The 17,412-nt window shown below is 56.2% G+C and carries 17 protein-coding genes; all 17 read left to right on the forward strand.

Going from position 1 to position 17,412, the window contains the following annotated elements:
* The first annotated feature begins 502 nt into the window (after window positions 1-502).
* The gene (locus HQL76_15210; protein ID MBF0110515.1) at window positions 503-1,312 is read left to right on the forward strand and encodes a hypothetical protein; all 810 of its coding nucleotides are present in this window, start codon (window positions 503-505) and stop codon (window positions 1,310-1,312) included.
* Window positions 1,313-1,374: 62 nt separating this feature from the next.
* Complete coding sequence (locus tag HQL76_15215; GenBank protein ID MBF0110516.1) at window positions 1,375-1,701, forward strand: hypothetical protein; 327 nt, start codon at window positions 1,375-1,377, stop codon at window positions 1,699-1,701.
* Window positions 1,702-1,732: 31 nt separating this feature from the next.
* Entirely contained in the window at window positions 1,733-3,031 is a 1,299-nt protein-coding gene (locus tag HQL76_15220; GenBank protein MBF0110517.1) for an MFS transporter, read from the forward strand.
* Between the two features lie 14 nt (window positions 3,032-3,045).
* Window positions 3,046-3,270, forward strand: a complete 225-nt coding sequence (locus HQL76_15225) for a hypothetical protein (protein ID MBF0110518.1) — start codon at window positions 3,046-3,048, stop codon at window positions 3,268-3,270.
* Between the two features lie 6 nt (window positions 3,271-3,276).
* Window positions 3,277-5,229, forward strand: coding sequence for a trypsin-like peptidase domain-containing protein (locus tag HQL76_15230; GenBank protein ID MBF0110519.1), 1,953 nt, complete (start codon window positions 3,277-3,279; stop codon window positions 5,227-5,229).
* Between the two features lie 53 nt (window positions 5,230-5,282).
* Window positions 5,283-7,412 (forward strand): hypothetical protein, encoded by a 2,130-nt coding sequence (locus tag HQL76_15235; protein ID MBF0110520.1) that lies wholly within the window; start codon window positions 5,283-5,285, stop codon window positions 7,410-7,412.
* Between the two features lie 82 nt (window positions 7,413-7,494).
* Window positions 7,495-8,541 (forward strand): rod shape-determining protein, encoded by a 1,047-nt coding sequence (locus HQL76_15240; GenBank protein MBF0110521.1) that lies wholly within the window; start codon window positions 7,495-7,497, stop codon window positions 8,539-8,541.
* 36 nt (window positions 8,542-8,577) lie between these two features.
* On the forward strand, window positions 8,578-8,898 hold the full coding sequence (locus HQL76_15245; GenBank protein MBF0110522.1) for a hypothetical protein: 321 nt from the start codon (window positions 8,578-8,580) through the stop codon (window positions 8,896-8,898).
* 49 nt (window positions 8,899-8,947) lie between these two features.
* The gene (locus HQL76_15250; GenBank protein MBF0110523.1) at window positions 8,948-9,172 is read left to right on the forward strand and encodes a LapA family protein; all 225 of its coding nucleotides are present in this window, start codon (window positions 8,948-8,950) and stop codon (window positions 9,170-9,172) included.
* A complete protein-coding gene (gene mamM, locus HQL76_15255; protein MBF0110524.1) occupies window positions 9,169-10,155 on the forward strand; it encodes a magnetosome biogenesis CDF transporter MamM in 987 nt (328 codons plus the stop codon). The genes HQL76_15250 and mamM overlap by 4 nt, the downstream gene beginning before the upstream one ends.
* The gene (locus HQL76_15260; protein MBF0110525.1) at window positions 10,155-11,459 is read left to right on the forward strand and encodes a hypothetical protein; all 1,305 of its coding nucleotides are present in this window, start codon (window positions 10,155-10,157) and stop codon (window positions 11,457-11,459) included. Before mamM ends, HQL76_15260 begins: the two co-directional genes overlap by 1 nt.
* Before the next feature lies 1 nt (window position 11,460).
* Entirely contained in the window at window positions 11,461-13,416 is a 1,956-nt protein-coding gene (locus HQL76_15265; protein MBF0110526.1) for a TSUP family transporter, read from the forward strand.
* Window positions 13,413-14,231, forward strand: a complete 819-nt coding sequence (locus HQL76_15270; protein ID MBF0110527.1) for a PDZ domain-containing protein — start codon at window positions 13,413-13,415, stop codon at window positions 14,229-14,231. Before HQL76_15265 ends, HQL76_15270 begins: the two co-directional genes overlap by 4 nt.
* Window positions 14,232-14,256: 25 nt before the next feature.
* Window positions 14,257-14,919, forward strand: a complete 663-nt coding sequence (locus tag HQL76_15275; GenBank protein MBF0110528.1) for a tetratricopeptide repeat protein — start codon at window positions 14,257-14,259, stop codon at window positions 14,917-14,919.
* Window positions 14,920-14,936: 17 nt separating this feature from the next.
* Window positions 14,937-15,944: a LemA family protein gene (locus tag HQL76_15280; GenBank protein MBF0110529.1), complete on the forward strand. Its 1,008-nt coding sequence runs from the start codon at window positions 14,937-14,939 to the stop codon at window positions 15,942-15,944.
* Complete coding sequence (gene mamB / locus HQL76_15285; GenBank protein MBF0110530.1) at window positions 15,941-16,822, forward strand: magnetosome biogenesis CDF transporter MamB; 882 nt, start codon at window positions 15,941-15,943, stop codon at window positions 16,820-16,822. The genes HQL76_15280 and mamB overlap by 4 nt, the downstream gene beginning before the upstream one ends.
* A 10-nt stretch (window positions 16,823-16,832) precedes the next feature.
* Window positions 16,833-17,408, forward strand: coding sequence for a hypothetical protein (locus tag HQL76_15290; GenBank protein MBF0110531.1), 576 nt, complete (start codon window positions 16,833-16,835; stop codon window positions 17,406-17,408).
* Window positions 17,409-17,412: the final 4 nt, after the last annotated feature.

Here is a 17,412-nt window from a genome sequence, read left to right on the forward strand (position 1 = left end):
ATTCGTGCGAAAAAACCGGAAACGAGCTGCTGCCATTGCCCATTCGCATCCCGAAGCCCATCGAAAACCTTAGTTATATTAATAAAAACCCTAGCATTCGGATCAAGCCAGACTCCCCCCTTCAAAGTAAGTTTCCCGTCGTTGTTTGCGGCAAGTTTGGAAAATCCCAGTTACACCGCGTTTCTGATCGACCCAGGCCATGGACGGGAGCGAAAACCTCCTCGTCTCCTCATGCCCCTGGTCACATCAAGGCATCGATCATGTTGCATGAATACAATATAAGTTAGAGTAAGCCGTTTCTTTGGATTGCGGGTCGTCGATACTTGTTTTTTCACAGTGTCTTTTCGGTTCTTGATGCAGTCACGTTTAACTTATTTCATTAAATTTATAATATTTAATATACAATAACTTTCTCGAAGAACGGAGAACCGGAGCAGTCCAACCGTCACGGAATCCGAACAGTGCGGTCCGTGGGAGCAAAAAACAAGCGAGGAGTTGTGCCATGGCAGGGGAAACAATGATGTTCAAGCTGAGTGGGGCTGCCCAGGCGGCGCAGGTGCCCATGCTGTCCGGGAAATCCTTTGTGGTGGGCTCGACCGTGGCGACGGGCGACGGCATGGCCAACTGGATCTTCCTGCACCCAATGTCCGGCAATGAGGGCATGGTGGCCCTCAAACTTGAGGGGGCAAGACAATCGGGACAGCTTTCGGCGTTGGTTGGCAAGACCGTCACTGTTGGCAAGGCCCCCATCGGGACGACCGCCGCCGGAAAATGGCTCATTCTCCATCAGGGGGCCACGGGAATGGCTGTCAAGGGGGCTGCGGGCGGGGGCGTCGCCATGCAACAGATCGGCTTCAAGGCGGGTGAAAAAGAATTGGAAACCGCTGCCGTCAAGGGCACTGCCGGAAAGGGCGCCATGGGCAAGGGCACGGTGGTCTGCACCGGCAAGGGGGCCTTGTCCGGAAAAACAGCCATGACCGGAAAAGGGGCCATGGCTGGAACAGGCATGGCCACCACCAAGGGAACCTTGATATGCAAGGGAGCCACGGCGGGGACCAATGGCGCCATCGGTGGTCAGGTTCTCGGAGGCAGCGGTGCGGCTGTTGGTGTCAAGGCTGCCGCCGGCGCCAAGGGGATCGCCACGGGCGGAACCATCTGGACCGGCTCCGGCACCAGTCTGGGTCTCGGTCTGGGCCTCGGCGCCTGGGGACCGATTCTGCTCGTCGGGGCAGTCGCCGCGGTCGGCGTCGGCATCTACAGTTACATGAAACGTCCCCCGGAAGAAGGCGAACTGGAAGAGGCGATCAGCTGATCCCGGAATGATTCCATGCGCGCCACCATGCATAAAATCTCGATTCCGTGGAGAGATGCACCGTGAAAACCAGAATGATGGCTGCACTCGGTTACATGGGCGTCTTGTGTCTGGTGCCATTGCTGCTCAACCGTCAGGACGGATTCGTGGCGTTCCATGCCAGGCAGGGATTGATCTTGTGGATCTGGGCCGCGTCATCCTTTTTTCTGATGCATTTTCCGGGATTGGGGCCATACATCTTCAGTACCTCGATGGTTTTGGTCACGTTTGCCAGCCTTGTCGGCCTGGTCTCGGTTCTGTTGAACCGATCCTGGAAATTTCCGATCATTCACGGACTTGTCCTGCAACTGTTTGGCGAAAAGAACGGAGATGCCGCCCGTGGGCAGTGACAGGACCGTGCATACTCAAGGCAAATCCGGAATGTTGGATTCCGAAGAACTGGAACGGCACCATCATAACGCCCTGTATCTTGTGGTGGCGCTGGTCATGATCTTTCTGACCCTGGTCATGGCGCTGCAACCGCTGTATCTGAGCCAGGTCCTGGGGTTGGCGCGTGACAATGCGGGGTTTGTCAACGCCAATATTCAGGTCATCACGGAATTGGTCGATCTGCTGTTCGTCGGCTATCTGGGATACATTTCCGATCGCATCGGGCGCATTCCTTTGATGATCTACGGATTCCTGCTGGCGGGTGTCACTGCGTTCCTGGCGCCGTTCGACATCGAAATCGGCGCCTTTCTGGGAATCAGTGCCCTTGTGGTTTTCTACGTGGTTCGCATTCTCATGTCACTCGGTGGCACCCTCATCTGGCCTCAGGTCGCCACCCTGGCCGGAGATTATACCCGGCCCGACGATCGGCCCAAATTCCTGGCCAACGTCGGCTTCATGATGGCCTTCGGCATCACCCTGGTCTATGCCGTATTGATGCAGATGCCGGAACAGATCGGTATCACGCCAACCATGTGGCTGGCCGGACTGATCGCCCTGGCAGGCGCATGGTTGGCGAAAAATCTTCTGGTCGATACGACCCAGCATCTTGAGGTCATCCGCGGTCCATTCCCGTTCAAACAAATCTGGGAACTCGTCAAACAGGAAGAAGGTTTGCGCCTCAGTTTTCTTTCCGCCTTCACGGCGCGCAACGACATGGTCATCATCGGACTTTTCCTGATGACCTGGTATGTGTACTTCGCCGATTTACTGGAGGGAATCACCCATACCCAGTCCGCTTCCCGTGCTGGAATCGTGATCGGTCTGGTTGGGGTTGTCGTCCTGATTGCCATTCCCTTTTGGGGACGACTGACCCTGCGCATCGGTCGTGTATCCGCCATCGCCTTCGGCCTGCTGCTGTCGGCCATCGGCTTCACGAGCATGGGGCTGATTCTCAATCCTTATTCATGGTGGATCCTGGTTCCGGTCACCATCATCGGGGTCGGACAGGCGGGCTGCATTCTGGTACCGCAAACCCTGGCTCTGGACCTGGCTCCCGAGTCCATACGCGGCTCCGTTCTTGGTGTCTTCAACACGGTCGGCTGTTTTGGCGTCATCTTCTTTCTACAGATCGGCGGAATTCTTTTTGACTGGATCGGCCCCACGGCACCATTCGTATTTACCGGTATCATCAACCTGGCACTGTTTCTCTACGCAATGCTGGTCATGAAAAAATCAAGCAAGGGGCATTCTGTCGCCGCTGCACAACCTATGTCGTCCATCCAGTTTTGAGGGAAAGGCCGGTCATGCCTACCATCGTCTTCGGACTGATCTCGATCGCTCTTGGTTTATGGGGACTCTCCACCTGGTGGTGGTCCATTGTCGAAATGCTTCGGGGTATTGTCCCCCTGCTGCTCATCGTTCTTGGTCTTGTGGCTCTTGGTGCGGGCGTTTCCAAAATGCGCATTGGTCGCCCGAACGGGCAGCCGGATGCGGAATTGACGGAACATTCCCAACAATCGGACGAGTAAACAACGATGTTTTCAAACAAAGGCGTCGAGTGTGGCCTGGAATACCGAAAATACCTCTTCATCGTTGGTGTCATCGCCGTCATCGGTCTTGCGGGAAGCTATTGGTATCTGAACTATTTCCTGGATGAAATCGGCATCGACTCGGAAAGGGCCATGGAGGTTACCCGCGACATGGGCCAGCAGGGGGTCGCCGCCATCGCGGCCATTCCCGGAACCCCGATCCAGTCGGCCCCACCGTCGATGCTCCAGGGGCAACCGGCGGCATTCTGGCAACCCGCTCCCGGCACGTCCGCGGCACCGACGGATCAGGAATCCTTTTCCACCGTGGTTCGATCCATCCTGCCCAGTGTCGTCAATGTCAGCACCCAGAATCGTTCGACCCCGTTTCAGGCGGGCATGGCCCCGGCTGCTGGGACCGCGATCCCACCCAATCCCGAAGGAACCTTGAAATTTGCCAGCCCCTTCACGGGCGTGGCCATGGAAAGCATCGGTTCGGGGGTGATCGTCTCCGCCGACGGTTATGTCGTCAGCAATTTTCACGTCGTCGAAAATGCCCAGAACATTTTTGTCACGGTTTTTGGTGTCCAGGGAACCCAGCGTTACCCCGCCGAGGTGATCCGTCTCGACCCGGCCCGGGATCTGGTCCTTCTGAAGATCAACGTTCCCCTTCCCCTGCAGGCGTCGCCCCTGGGAAACAGTGACCTGATCCAGGTCGGCGACCCGGTGATCACGGTTGGATGTCCTTTTGGACTCGATCAAACCGTCAGCAAGGGGATCATCTCCGGTTCCCGCAAGGCAGTGACCATCGAGGGGGTGGTTCACAAGGACCTCATTCAAACCGACGCCGCCATCAATCAGGGTAATTCCGGTGGACCGCTCGTGTCACGCTTCGGTTATGTCATAGGCATCAACACGGCCATCTATTCGCCAACGCAGGCATTTTCCGGGGTTGGTTTTGCGGTGCCGGTCAATGCGGTCCGCGAGTTTCTGGGGGAAATCATCACACTTCCCGAAATCACCCCGGCCATGGCCCAGCAGGGTTGGACCGGACAAGGGCAGACCGTGGCCGCCCGACGGACGCCACCAGCCATTCCGGCCAATGCGGTCGCGCCGCATGGGGATCGCGGAACCTGTGAAAGCTGTCATGTCATCCTTCCCGCGGGACAATTGGCCCATCTGCCGACCTCCGCATTTGGCATTCCGGGGGGGGCCAATGGGTTCAACGTCGCCATGCCCGCCACCACGATCGATCCAAACATGGGAACGGCCCCGCCAACGCTTCAGGAAACCTCCCTGATCGGCGCCGATTTCAAACCGCTCGACGAAGTGTTGATTCAACGGTTTTCGCCGCCCTTTGCCAACGGTGTCTTTGTCCAGGGTATCCTTCCTGGTTCCGCGGCGGCCATGGCGGGTCTGGAGGTTGGCGACATTCTTTTCAAATTGGACGGACGCTGGCTGCGCTCTCCCGAGGAACTTGTGGCACGGTTGAAAAAGTATGCGATTGGCGACAAGGCGCGGTTTTCCCTGATTCGGAAACAAAAACGGATGGATCTGATCGTATCGATCACCCCTCCGCCGGTCACGACGATGGATCCCCGGCAACCGGTCACCGGTCTCCAGGGAAATGCGGCGGTTTCCACGGGCAACGTCAACCCCGGTCCCCCCCCGCCGACGGAGTTTGAATGGATGGGCATGGAACTTCAGCCGATTAAGCCCGCCATGGCCAGCAAAACTCAGTCACTTTCAGGCAAGCAGGGAGCACTGGTTCAGGAATTGGATCCTGGTTTACAGGCCGAGCAGGCGGGTCTGCTTGTGAACGATATCGTCCTTGCCATCAACAGTCAGCCGGTTTCCACCAATGCGTTATTGGATCAGGCCATCAAGGCGACCTTATCAGCCAAAACCATCCTCTTGGATGTCGAACGTGACAACAAACGCATGTTTGTCACATTGAAATAGATGACCATGAAACGTTTTCGCCAGGTGCCTGGCGGCGGACAGGAGAGACATTGATGGACAAATTCAAAGAAGGTGGTTCCGGATCGACCAGGAAAGAATGGCAGCCTCGGGATCCTGGAAAAAAATCGGGTAACAAGGGTGAAGAGGTGCCAGGCGCGAATGACACAATGGCGGACAATCTTGATCTTGTATTGCAACAGCAATTGAACGACAAGCTGAAAAAGGCTTCGGGACCCACCGATGAAAAGCCCGATGCAAAAGTTGCGACCGGTCATGATGTGACGGTATCGGACGCTGCCATCGGATCGGAAGGCGAAAAAAAAGAAAACGCCGCGAAGGATCTTTTTTCCCAGACGTCGATACCGGGCACACCATCGACCTCCGTGGCGGCAGGAGGTACGGGACCATCCGGGACCACCATCGTTTCCGGCGACACGGTGAAGGATTCCGGCAAAATCGCGGAAAAGTCGGCTGGAAACACCGATGAGAAGGGGCAGGAAAAAGATACCGCAAAGGCGTTGCCCTCTGCCGCGATCCCAGTGGCCCAAACAGCGACTGCCACGACTCTTGACGATAAGCTGAAGGGGTTTTCAACGCGGATGGACGAAAAGGAAAAGAGGAAAAAATCAATCTCCTCCGCTCCTCCCGAGACATCCTTGGCGGTCACGACCGCTTCCGGGGAAACTCCGTCGATTCCCGTGGACAAATCGATGGCCCCGGCGGTTTCCGGGGAGGGAAAACCGGTCCAGAGCGCGGAATCACCCGCCCCATCAACCTTGAAGAAGCTGGATGAGACCAGGGAAGGTTCCGTGGTTGCCACGGTTCAACCACCTGTTTCCCAGGGGAAGTATTTCAAGGATTCAACGGCAACCACAAAATCAGCCGAGGCCTTGGCGGAAAAGAAGGCGGACATGGCCCAGATGGCCGATCGGTTTTCCGATCTGGCGCGCATTCAATCCACGACCACCGATTCCCAGGATGCGCCGACTGCGACGACCGCTACAACAGCATTGGCCGAACCGGTGGTACCCTCTGCCGGAAAAGCCGTTGTGGCACCGGAATCGGAAGCGAAGTCTGTTGCCGCGCCGTCCGTCGTGGCAGCACCGGAATCGGAAGCGAAGTCTGTTGCCGCGCCGTCCGTTGTGGTCGCCCCGAAATCGGAAGAGAAGCCTGTTTCCGACACGATGGCTTCTCCAGATTCCGTCACGACCACGCCCCCTTCCGATCAGGTCGAGCCGCCACCCTTGCCCAAGAAGGATGCTTTTGTCGCCGCAGCTGAAAAAGAGCGTGTGTTGAAGATGATTCGCGATGCCGCGACCAAAAAAATGGACGAAGGCTTCGATCTTCGCGCCATGCGGGAAAAACAGGAGGCCAACCTGGAAGCTCGGGAAACTGGATCGGCAGCGACAGAAGCCTCGCTTGCTGCGCCCTCTGCCGCGTTTTCCATCGAGGAGGACGTTACGACAACGACTCCGATCGACGAATCACCCGCTGCCGCACCCGTTGTCGCGTCGGACAGCGCACCGGTCGTGCAACAGGACGAAGCGCCAGCCGCGTCGGTTTCCGAGGAAGGTCCGAAATGGACTTCCGGAGGACTTGTCCCGCCAACGCCCAGGACCACCTCCACGGGACAGCGTGGAAAAATGGATCCGCTGCCTTCCGCGGCCCAGACGCGGGTCAACGAGGCGTTTCTTCGTCAATTGAAGGGACAACCCCAGCCTGTCGATGGCGGGTCGTCTCCCGATGCGACCGCCGAAACGGCCCAGGCAGGCCAAAGTCAAAAGAAAACCGGAACCCGCAGACGCTCGTCCCAAGCCGGAGCCACGGAAATTCCCGTCGAAACCCTTGGGCTTGGCATCTACAACGCCCTGGGTGACATGGTGGGCGGGGCTGTTCACACCTTTCAGAAGGTTTCCGGGAAGAAGCGTACCCTCGTCAACCCGACGCCTCCGGAAACGGATGGACTGCCAACGTCCACCCCGTTCAGCGGCACGGATCGCGCTGCAAAAACGATGGCCAAGGGGGTCACGGGTGTCGTCGGTGGTGTCGGCGGAATCCTTCAGGGAGGCGTCAACCTTGTGGTTGGCACCGTCGGGGTGGTGACCATGCCGATCGCGGGGACCGTTGGGGCCATCTTCCGTGCGTTCAAGCAGGAACCCAAGGCAGGACCGGACCAGGAATGATGGGGGATCAGGCCATTTGCCAATCATGAGACACTTATCTTCATGTCAACAACCCGAAAGATAAGAGGATGAAAGAGAAGGTATGAAAACATCAGGACAATCGGGGGGGCCACTCCTGCTCGGCATCGATCTGGGGACATCCAGGACCATGGTGTTGTCCAACAGGGGCGCACGCGCCACGGTCCGATCCGTGGTTGGCTATCCCAAGGACATCATCGGCGTCAAATTGATGCACCAATCGCACATGATCGGAGAAGAAGCCCTCAAACGCCAATCCTATCTGGATATTCACTATCCACTTGAGGATGGGGTTTTGAAGGAGGCCAACGATCAGGCCTCGGAAGCGGCCAAGTTGCTTCTCAGGCATGCCATCAGCCTGGCCAATCCGGCACCGGGTGATCAGATTTACGGTGTTTTGGGAGTTCCGGCCCGGGCATCGATGTTCAACAAAAATCAGCTGCTCAAGATCACCCAGGAAGTCCTCGACCTTTCGATGGTGGTCTCCGAACCGTTCATGGCCGCCTATCAGATTGATCAGCTCAACAATGCCATCATCATCGATATTGGCGCCGGCACGACCGACATTTGCGCCATGAAAGGGACCATTCCCGGCGTCGATGAACAGGTGACCGTCCTGAAGGCGGGAAACTACATCGACCTTGTTCTGGAAAACCTGATTCGCGAAACCTACCCCAACGTGCAAATGACCAACAATCTGGCGCGCAAAATCAAGGAACAGCACGCCTTCGTCGGTACGCCCAAGGAGGAGGTCATCGTTCCGCTCCGGGTCAATGGCAAACCGGGATCCTTCAATCTGACCAAGGAAATTCGAACTGCCTGCGAGACGATCGTCACCGAAATCGTGGAACACCTGCAAAGTCTGGTCATGGTCTTCGATCCCGAGGATCAGGAAGAAGCATTGCAAAACATCTACCTGACCGGCGGTGGTTCAAGCATTCGCGGCATGGAAAACCTGATCGCTTCGATGATGAAGGATTACGGCCATGTGGTGGTGCGACAGGTGCCCGATCCGGACTTTTGCGGTGGTTCGGGAGCGCTCAAACTGGCCATGGAACTGCCCCCACAGTATTGGGAACAGGTCGGGCAGGTTTCCAGGTCGGTCAAATAACCGGACACGATCCTTTTCCCCATTGGAGAATTCATCATGACGACAACCGTTCAAATTCCTTCGGGAATCGGCGCCAAGATGCTCGCGGGAATGAGCTATCTGGGCATTCTTTCACTGGTTCCTCTGGTCGTCAACCGGGAGGACAGTTATGTCCGCTTTCACGCACGCCAGGGAATCATATTGTGGATGTGGGAAGTTCTGGCCATCTACAGTCTGGCCATCCCTGGCCTTGGGCGTCCCTTTTTCAGCATTTCCGGATTGCTGTGCTTCCTTTTTTCCGTCTTCGGACTGGCGTCGGTGATCATGGGAAGGGCGTGGAAATTGCCGTTGATCGGCAACTGGGCCGAGTCCATTTAAGGTAGAAAATGGGAATGGGATGTCACTTTTCGTGCGACCGGGGAGATGAATGGTGACCAAGCCTTTCGTTTCCCTGATCCTCTCCATTCTGTTGCTGATTTTTGCATCGCAAAACATGAATACGGTGCAAATTCGTTTCATTGTGGGGCCGACCATCGAAATGCCGCTGATTCTCATCATTTCCGGGGCCTTCATCTGTGGATTTGTCCTGGCAACCTTCAACCAACTGGCGCGCAAGACCTTGCGCAACCGACGCAGGAATGAAGGTTTATGAGTTATCCACAATGCATCATCTGCTATCAATCGGTGGGCTGGATCGGCTTGATCGCCAACATCGCGCTCTCCATATTGAAGGTTTTCGTCGGCGTCATTTCCGGATCCCAGGCACTGCTGATCGATGCCCTGTATTCTGCCAAGGATGTCCTGACCTCTTTCCTGATTGTGTTTGGTCTGAAGGTTTCCAAGCAACCGATCGATCAGGAACATCAGTTTGGACATGGCAAAGCGGAATTTCTTTTTTCATTTACCGTCGGCATCTGCATGATCCTCATCACGGGATTGTTCATTTATTTCGAGGCCGACAAACTGTTCAAAGGGGGAACCCACCAGGCGCCGCACATGATCGCCTTGTGGGCGGCCCTGTTCGCGGTCGGGGCCAATCTTTTCCTGTGGTACTATACCCGCTGCGTTTCCACTCAGATCAACAGTCCGATCGTCTCCGTCCTTTCCCATCATCAAAAATCCGACGCCTATTCTTCGATGGCGGTCGCCTGCGGCATCATCGGCTCCCATTATCTCAACCTTCCCTGGTTGGACGCATTGGTGGCCGTGGGGGAATGCATCGACCTTTTCTATCTGGGGGTCAAGATTGTCTGGAATTCCATCCAGGAACTCATGGATGTTTCGGCGCCGACGGAAATGATCCAGCGTGTCCGGGAGCTGGCGGGCACCGTTCGCGGCGTGAAGGCGGTGGAACAGGTACGGTCGCGCCGTGTCGGTCAGGAGGTCTGGGTGACGGTCGTCATCGGCGTCGATTCCGAACTGACGGTCGAACAGGGCAAAGAAATCAGTCTTTGGGTCGAGGACCGCCTCATGGAAGGCATTCCCCATATTGGAGACCTTACGGTGCATTTCAAGTCGGTGGAGGGATCCCTTCCCGAACTCAATGCCCTGAAAGACGATATTTCTTCCATGCGGCAAAAACTTTCTGAATTCCATGCGACCCAACCCGATCCCTCCAAGGGAGATGTTTCCTGATGGGGACCGTTATTCTATCCATTGTGCTTTTTGCCGCCGTGTTTCTCCTGGTCTCGCTGGATCTGGTGAACCGCGGCGCGGCCATGGTGATCGGTGCCACGGGATTTCTTCTCCTGGGTCAGGCGCTCGACTTCTACAGTCCGGCACAGGCCCTGGAGGCCATCTATTTTGACAGCCTGTCGCTGTTGTTCGGCATGTCTCTTATCTCCAGTGTTTTGTTCCGCTCGGGAATTTTCAATGATCTGTCCACGCGAACGGCGCGTTTTTCCGGGGGCAATCCGACCCTAGTGTTCACGCTCCTTATTTTGACAACCTATACTTTGTCGCTGTTCTTTTCCAACCTTTCGGTAATGATCATCATGGTGCCATTCACCCTGGCCTTTTGCCGCTCCATGGGCATGGCCGCAGCGCCGATGGTGGCGGGGGAACTGGTCGCCTCCAATCTTGGGGGGGCTTCCACCCTGGTCGGAGATTTTCCCAACATGATCATCGGCGCCGCGGCCCAATTGCATTTCGATGATTTTATCCGCTCCATGATGGTGCCAAACCTGTTTTTTCTTGCCATTCTGCTTGTTTTTTTCCAGCATCGTGTCAACCCGCGAAACCACAAATCGTCCCGGTCCTGGAATCAAAACGAGCCTGCTGGCATTTCAACCACCCAACCGGTCGATGGCTATCTGTTGCGTCTTGGCTCATGGGTCCTGGCGCTGACCCTCATCGGTTTTCTGCTGGCGCAACCGCTTGGTTTCAGGCCCTCTTCGGTGACCTTTGTCGCCGGTCTGTCCGTCCTGGTTCTTGGTCGCATCCCCCAACATGAACTCTTCGAGGCCATGAGTGGTGGCGATCTTCTTTTTTTCCTGGGCCTTTTCGTCATGGTGGGTGGATTGCAGGCCGCAGGCATCCTGGAGGGATTTCACCAACTTGTGGTCACTCTTGGCGGGGGCAGTGCCACCGTGTCCTTTCTTGTCCTGATGTGGTTGGCCAGTCTGGTCACCCCGTTTCTCAACGCCGGACCGACCACGGCGTTTCTGGTTCCCGTCGCCAAATCCTTGAGTCTGACCTTTTCCGATCATGCGGTCTGGTGGGCGCTCTCCCTGGGTGTTCTGGCCGGGTCCTCGGCTTCCCTGTCGGGGGCGACCGCCGGTCCGGTCGTGGCCAGCATGATGGCCGGTCGCATGCGCGGATCGGATACGCATTCGGACGGCTTTATTCTCGATTTTCGGAGGTATTTGCGCCTTGGCTTGCCTGTTTCTGGAATTTTTCTTCTTCTTTCATCATGTTACATTATCATGATCACATTCTGAAATGAAAAACTTCAGATCCTCTTCCCCGTTTATTCCCTTCTGCCGTCAAGGATGGCGCATCCCGGCGGCGGTCCTTGTTTTTTTCTTTTTCGGTACCATCGCCTGGGGCATCCATCTGGTCCGGGACCACCGGGACCAACTCAATTCGCCCCTGTTTGGTCTGGCCAACACGCCGAAGACCGCCACGGCCAGTGGCCATCTGGTGGCACTGAATACGACGACACCTCCGGACACCAATCCGGTGCGCGTGGCACTGGTCAACATCGCCGGGCAAACCAAACCCCGGAACAATACCCCTGCCGGCTTCATTTCTTCCGGATCGGGCGTTCTCGTCAATCCGAAGGGGTATGTCGTCACCGCCTTTCACCTGATCGAAAATTTGTCCGAGATTCAGGTCCGGGTGCAAACACCTTTTGGTCCACGCGAATATTCCGCCAAGACGGTCAAGGTTGTGCGGGAACATGATCTGGCCCTGGTCAAGATTGTTTCCCAGGATGTCTTTCCCTACATGGCGCTTGACGACAGTCCCCTCATCAGGCCGGGGGCCGAGGTTCAGGCCTGGGGCGATCCTCTGGGGACCGAGGCCATCGCCCGCGTGGGCACGATCGAACAGGTCGATTTGACCCGTCCCGTGCCCATCATGGAACAGAATCTGACCCATCTGATTCAGACCAATGCCATATTCCATTGGGCCCAGAGCGGAGGTCCGCTCATCAACGATCAGGGCAACCTTGTCGGCATCAACCTTGCCGTCGAAGCAGCCAACGGGACCATTGTCGGCTATGCCGTCCCGGTCAACGTCCTGATCACCCATTTTCAGGAGGTCGTCACCTTTTCCCGCACAACGGGGATCCCGGCCACGAACGGTCAACCGGCCTTCGCCAGCGAACCCGCACCCCAATCGGCACCGCGTCCACCGCGAATGGCCGACCGGTGGTGGCAGAAGGTACAGGGCATGCTTGCCGGTGATTTTGGAAAAAATATTGCCCTGCAAACGCCAACGAATCCATCCTCCACCCGTTCACCGGGAATGGGCGATCCGGGACACACGCCATCGTTGCGTATTCTTGGTTATACACCACAAAACTTCTTTGGTTTGCTGCTGTTGGGCTTTGTCTCCGGAATCAGCGGCGGGATGATGACCATGGGTGGTGGCATCATCAAGGTGACGGGTCTGATGTGGTTTTTCGGCTACGGCCTGCTGCTGGTTCGCCCCGTGGCCTATATCACGAACATTTTCATGTACGGAGCCGCCGTCCTGCGCTATCGGCGCCAGGGGCTGTTGCGCTTCGATCTCTGCAAACCACTGATTCCCTGGGCCATGGGCGGCATGGTGTTGGGGTATTTCATCGGCAACGTCATGTCGAAGACCGCCATTCAATGGCTTTTGGGCGTTTTCGCCCTGTTGCTGGGCATCAAAATGCTGGTTGAAATTTCCGAATCCCGCAGCGAGCCCGAGGAATGGTCCGAGGAAACGATGTCGGAGAATACACCGCGTTTTCGTGAGGGAATGATGCCCTGGCTGCGTAAATATTTCGGCAACCAGATCGATACCGACAGCCCCGCTCCTGAATTCAAACATCCGATCACCCGGCATGGAATTCTCGGTCTGCCGATGGGGATCATCAGTGGCATTCTTGGTATCACGGGAGGCGTCATCGAAGTGCCGCTGCAACGGTATATCGCCCACATGCCGCTCCGCAACGCCATTGCCAACAGTGCGACGCTGGTCTTTTTCGCCTCGTTGGTCGGATCCGTCGTCGCCTTGTGGCATGGCGTTCAGACCGGCTCGTTCGACCTGCAAACCCCGCTGGTGATGGCCCTCATCCTGACACCGGGTGCATTTCTCGGCGGCATGGCCGGGGCCTGGATGACCTCGGTGATACCGCTGAACATGTTGCGTTGGATCTATGCGGTTTTGATGTTTGTCATCGCTGTAAGGATGTTCATGATATGAAATTCGAGGCTGTCACCATCGTCACAGTGGGTTTCATCGGTCTCTTTGTCCTGATTCTGGCAGCGTTGTTCTCGGAACAATCGCTCCGGAGAATGGATCCTGCCGTCGATCAGCCGGTGTTGACCCGGCCCGCGCCGCCGCAAGAATCATTTTCCGATCCATCCCGGGGAATGACGGCGCTGTCGCCCCATCAACCTCCGGTTCCAGCGCCCCACGCCATGGGAACCAGGCCTCTTCCCCTGCCTGCCGCCCGGCCACCTGTCGGCACGGAAACGTTCGTCAATCCCAATGCCAAACTTGCCGAAGGCCACTGGAAGGGGCTTGAAGCCTTGCCGCTTTCGGACGAGCTGAAAAAGAAATTAAATTTGCCGATGGAACTTCAGGGACTGCTGGTGGACGAGGTCACCATGAATGCCGCCGAGGCCGGTCTGTTGGCCGGGGATGTCATCGTTTCCGTGAATGGCAACAATGTCAAGAGCCTTGAGGACTTGCTTGTGCAAACCCGCAGGGTGCAATCGGCGCAGAATGCAGCCATCAACGTTTATCGCAAGGGAAGAATGCAGCAGTTCATTCTTCGGGCCAGGACAAACCTTGGGTTTGCCCAGGTGGAAACGGCCCCCATGATTCTGCCTGGGGAAATCATGCCACATCCCTATCGTGGACCGTGTACCCAATGTCATGCCATTGGGACAACCGGGCATATTGTTCCGGACCCGGATGGGATCATCCTTCCCCCACCGCCGATACGGGCCGGCATTGCCCCACCGCACAAGGATCGGGGACCGTGTCAGGCATGCCATCCGATCATCAATTGAGAATCAAGGATTAAGGATCCAATACATGGCCAACAACCGTTCCCCCGTAACCCTCATGGACGAACTGCGACTGATCTCCTATGCCACCTTTGGAGTATTCAAAAAGCTGGCGGCGCGGTCGATCGAATCATTCAATGCCACATTTACGGTGGACAACGACCTTCGGGCGCGTTTCTACCGCGAGCGGGGCGTCCGGCAAACCAAACATGGACGTTATTGGCAGGCGGTTCCACTGCTTGAAGAGGTATTGGAACATTGGCCGAATGATGAGGAAACCCTGTTCCACCTGGGATACAGCTATCTGAAGACCGAACAAACCCGGGAAGGGATTCATGTTCTGGAAAGGGCAGTCCGTTTGGAAGATACCAGCCCCCGGGTCAGTTCCATTCTTGGAATGGCCTACATCCAGGCGAAGGAATATCAAAAAGCGGTGGATCTTCTGCGCCAGGCCATTGTCAAGACTCCAGGAAATTTCAATCTTCACTATCGCCTGGGATTGGCTCTGGATCACCTGGGCGCCTATGAAGAAGCCATTGCCGCCTTCCAGGAAGCCCTGGCGATCCGACCCGGCGAGATCAAGGTCTATCAATCCATCGGCTTCGTCCTCGACCAGCAGGGCAAACATGAAGAAGCCGTGGTCTATTTCAAAAAGACCTCCGAACTCAAGGAAGCCTATCAGGAAAGTTAAGACGGACGTAACCGATCATGCCTGAAAAGCCAAACGACGCCATGGACGAAATGGACGACCTGGGGCTGGAGATGACCAGCAGCGAACGCATGCGGCGCATGAAGACGTTGATGCGTCAATTGTACCAGGAGGAAGCCTCGGTCCATAAGGTCACGATTCCTCCGATCCGGTCGAAATTGTTGATCATGATTGCGTCACTCGGCGCCATGGCGATACTGATCGCTTCGACCTTTTACAATTTCAACCGCTTCATCGCGGCGGAGGAACAGGTATTGTCCTCGCGGGGACACATTCACGATGCCTTGCAGCGCCGATCGAATCTGTTCGGCAATCTGGTCAATCTGACATTGAACCATGCCATGCTTGAACAGGAAGTGTTTCGCTATGTGTCGGATGGTCGCATCGCCCTGATGGGCAGTAACCCACTGGCGAACGCCGCATCCGCCGGAACTCCATCCGCCGGGGCCAATCCTTCCCCGTCGGTCCCGACCGTTCCAGGCGAAGGATTGCCCCCCGCCGAGGCACTTGCCCGGCTTTTTGGTCTGGTCGAACAATACCCCGACATCAAAACCTCGACGACCTATCAACAACTCATGGACAAGCTGGTGGATATAGAAAACCTGATCAGTACACGCCGTGACGAGTACAACACCGAGGTGAAATTCTACAACACCATGATCACCTCCTTTCCCTGGTGGGTGATGGCCAAGATCATGGGTTTCAAGCGCTATCCTTATTTTACCGCGCAAGAGGGTCCCGACAACATGAATATGGAACTGAACGCCAACAAGTTCATGCGTCTGGTTCCGGAAAATGAATTCGGGAAGATGCAACACAAGGAGCACCAGTTGATCAAGGAAAACCCCGTCCCGGCGCATCAAGCCCCATCTGGCGTCACTTCCCCGAAAGAAAAGGCCGCCGAAGAGGGCGTTCCCGAGGTCAACGGCCACCAACCGGAAGCGCAGCCCCCTGTCGATTCGAAGGGCGGTCCACCGTCGCATTCCGTGGAGGAAGCAAACCCATGAAATACCCCCATTGTGTCCAATGCCGCGATGAGGTGACCTGGTACTCCATCTGGTTCAACGTGTTCATGGTCGTCTACAAAATCGTGACCTCGCTGTTGACCAACTGCGCGGCGCTCATGGCCGATGCCTTTCATTCATTGGCCGATCTTCTGGCGAGTGTGTTCACTCTGGTCAGCCTGCGTATTTCCCACCGTCCGCCGGATGATCGTTTCGCTTATGGATATGGAAAAATTCAGCACATTTCCTCGGGGATTGTTGGGCTTATTTTGATTGTTGGCTCGATTTTCATTCTTGTGGAGGCCCTGCTGAGCATGATTAACAATACCTTTGCCACTCCGGATCGGACGGCCCTGCTGGCGGCACTGGTCTCCACGGTAGGCAACGAATTGATGTATCAATACCAACGATGCGTGGCCATTGAAAACAACAGTCCGGCGATCATGGCCAATGCCTGGGACAACCGCTCCGATGCCTTTTCGTCGGTCGGCATGGTCATCGGCTTGTTTTTCGCGACGATTCTCGACTTTCCCATCGCCGACCCCCTGGCTGCGATCCTGTTGTCGATGCTGGTGATCAAAATAGGGGTCGAATTGATCATCGAGGCGGTGGACAATCTGATGGATGCCTCACCCGATGTTGCCGAGTTGAAGGGGCTTTACCAGATCATTCGCACTTTTCCGCGTGTCTTGGGGATCAATTATCTGCGCGCCCGCAGTCTTGGAGAAAATCTATACATCGAGGCGGATATTTGTGTCTCCAAGGATCTCAAGGTTTTCGAGGGCGACGTCATTCTGGCAGCCCTGAAGGAGAAGGTCAAACACGAGGTCGAAAACATTGGCAGCATTCAATTCTTTTTGACCCCCGAGGTCCGGAAATAGGGAGAAGGCCATGAAGAATCAATCCATGGAGCCTGGGGAACGGATCATCATTGTCGGGCTGATTTTTCTGATCGGAATACTTCTGACTTCTCTTTTTCCGGAGGGGCTCATTCCCGATTTTTCACGGACCACGCCCCCCTTGGCCAACCCGGACAACGGTGCCAACTCCGGGCTGACGACACCGATCATGGATACGCTGCGGATGATTCCAGTCGCCCAGCCGAGAAATCCCACGGATGCCGGCAACGGACAGTTGGCGGTCATTTTACTGCAATCGGCGCCACGGGTTAATTTTAGCGGCAAGGTGCAGCAACTTTCCGAACAACCGCAAAGCGACGGACAACTTCATGTCTGGTTGCAGGATGCCACCGGGGTGGAGACGCGGATTTCGGTCGGTCCGGGATGGTTTCTGAAGTATCTTGGCTGTCCGTTGGCCCACGATGTCGTGCTGGAGGGGTCCGGATTCACTTTTGAGAAGGGAGGGCGCAACCCACTGATCTATGCCAAAAACATTCGGTTGAACGGCAAGGTGTGCCAATTGCGCAACGATGAGGGGTTTGCGTTGTGGTCCAACAAGTTGCAATAATCCG

The sequence above is a fragment of the Magnetococcales bacterium genome, assembly GCA_015228815.1.
Lineage (GTDB): Bacteria > Pseudomonadota > Magnetococcia > Magnetococcales > UBA8363 > UBA8363.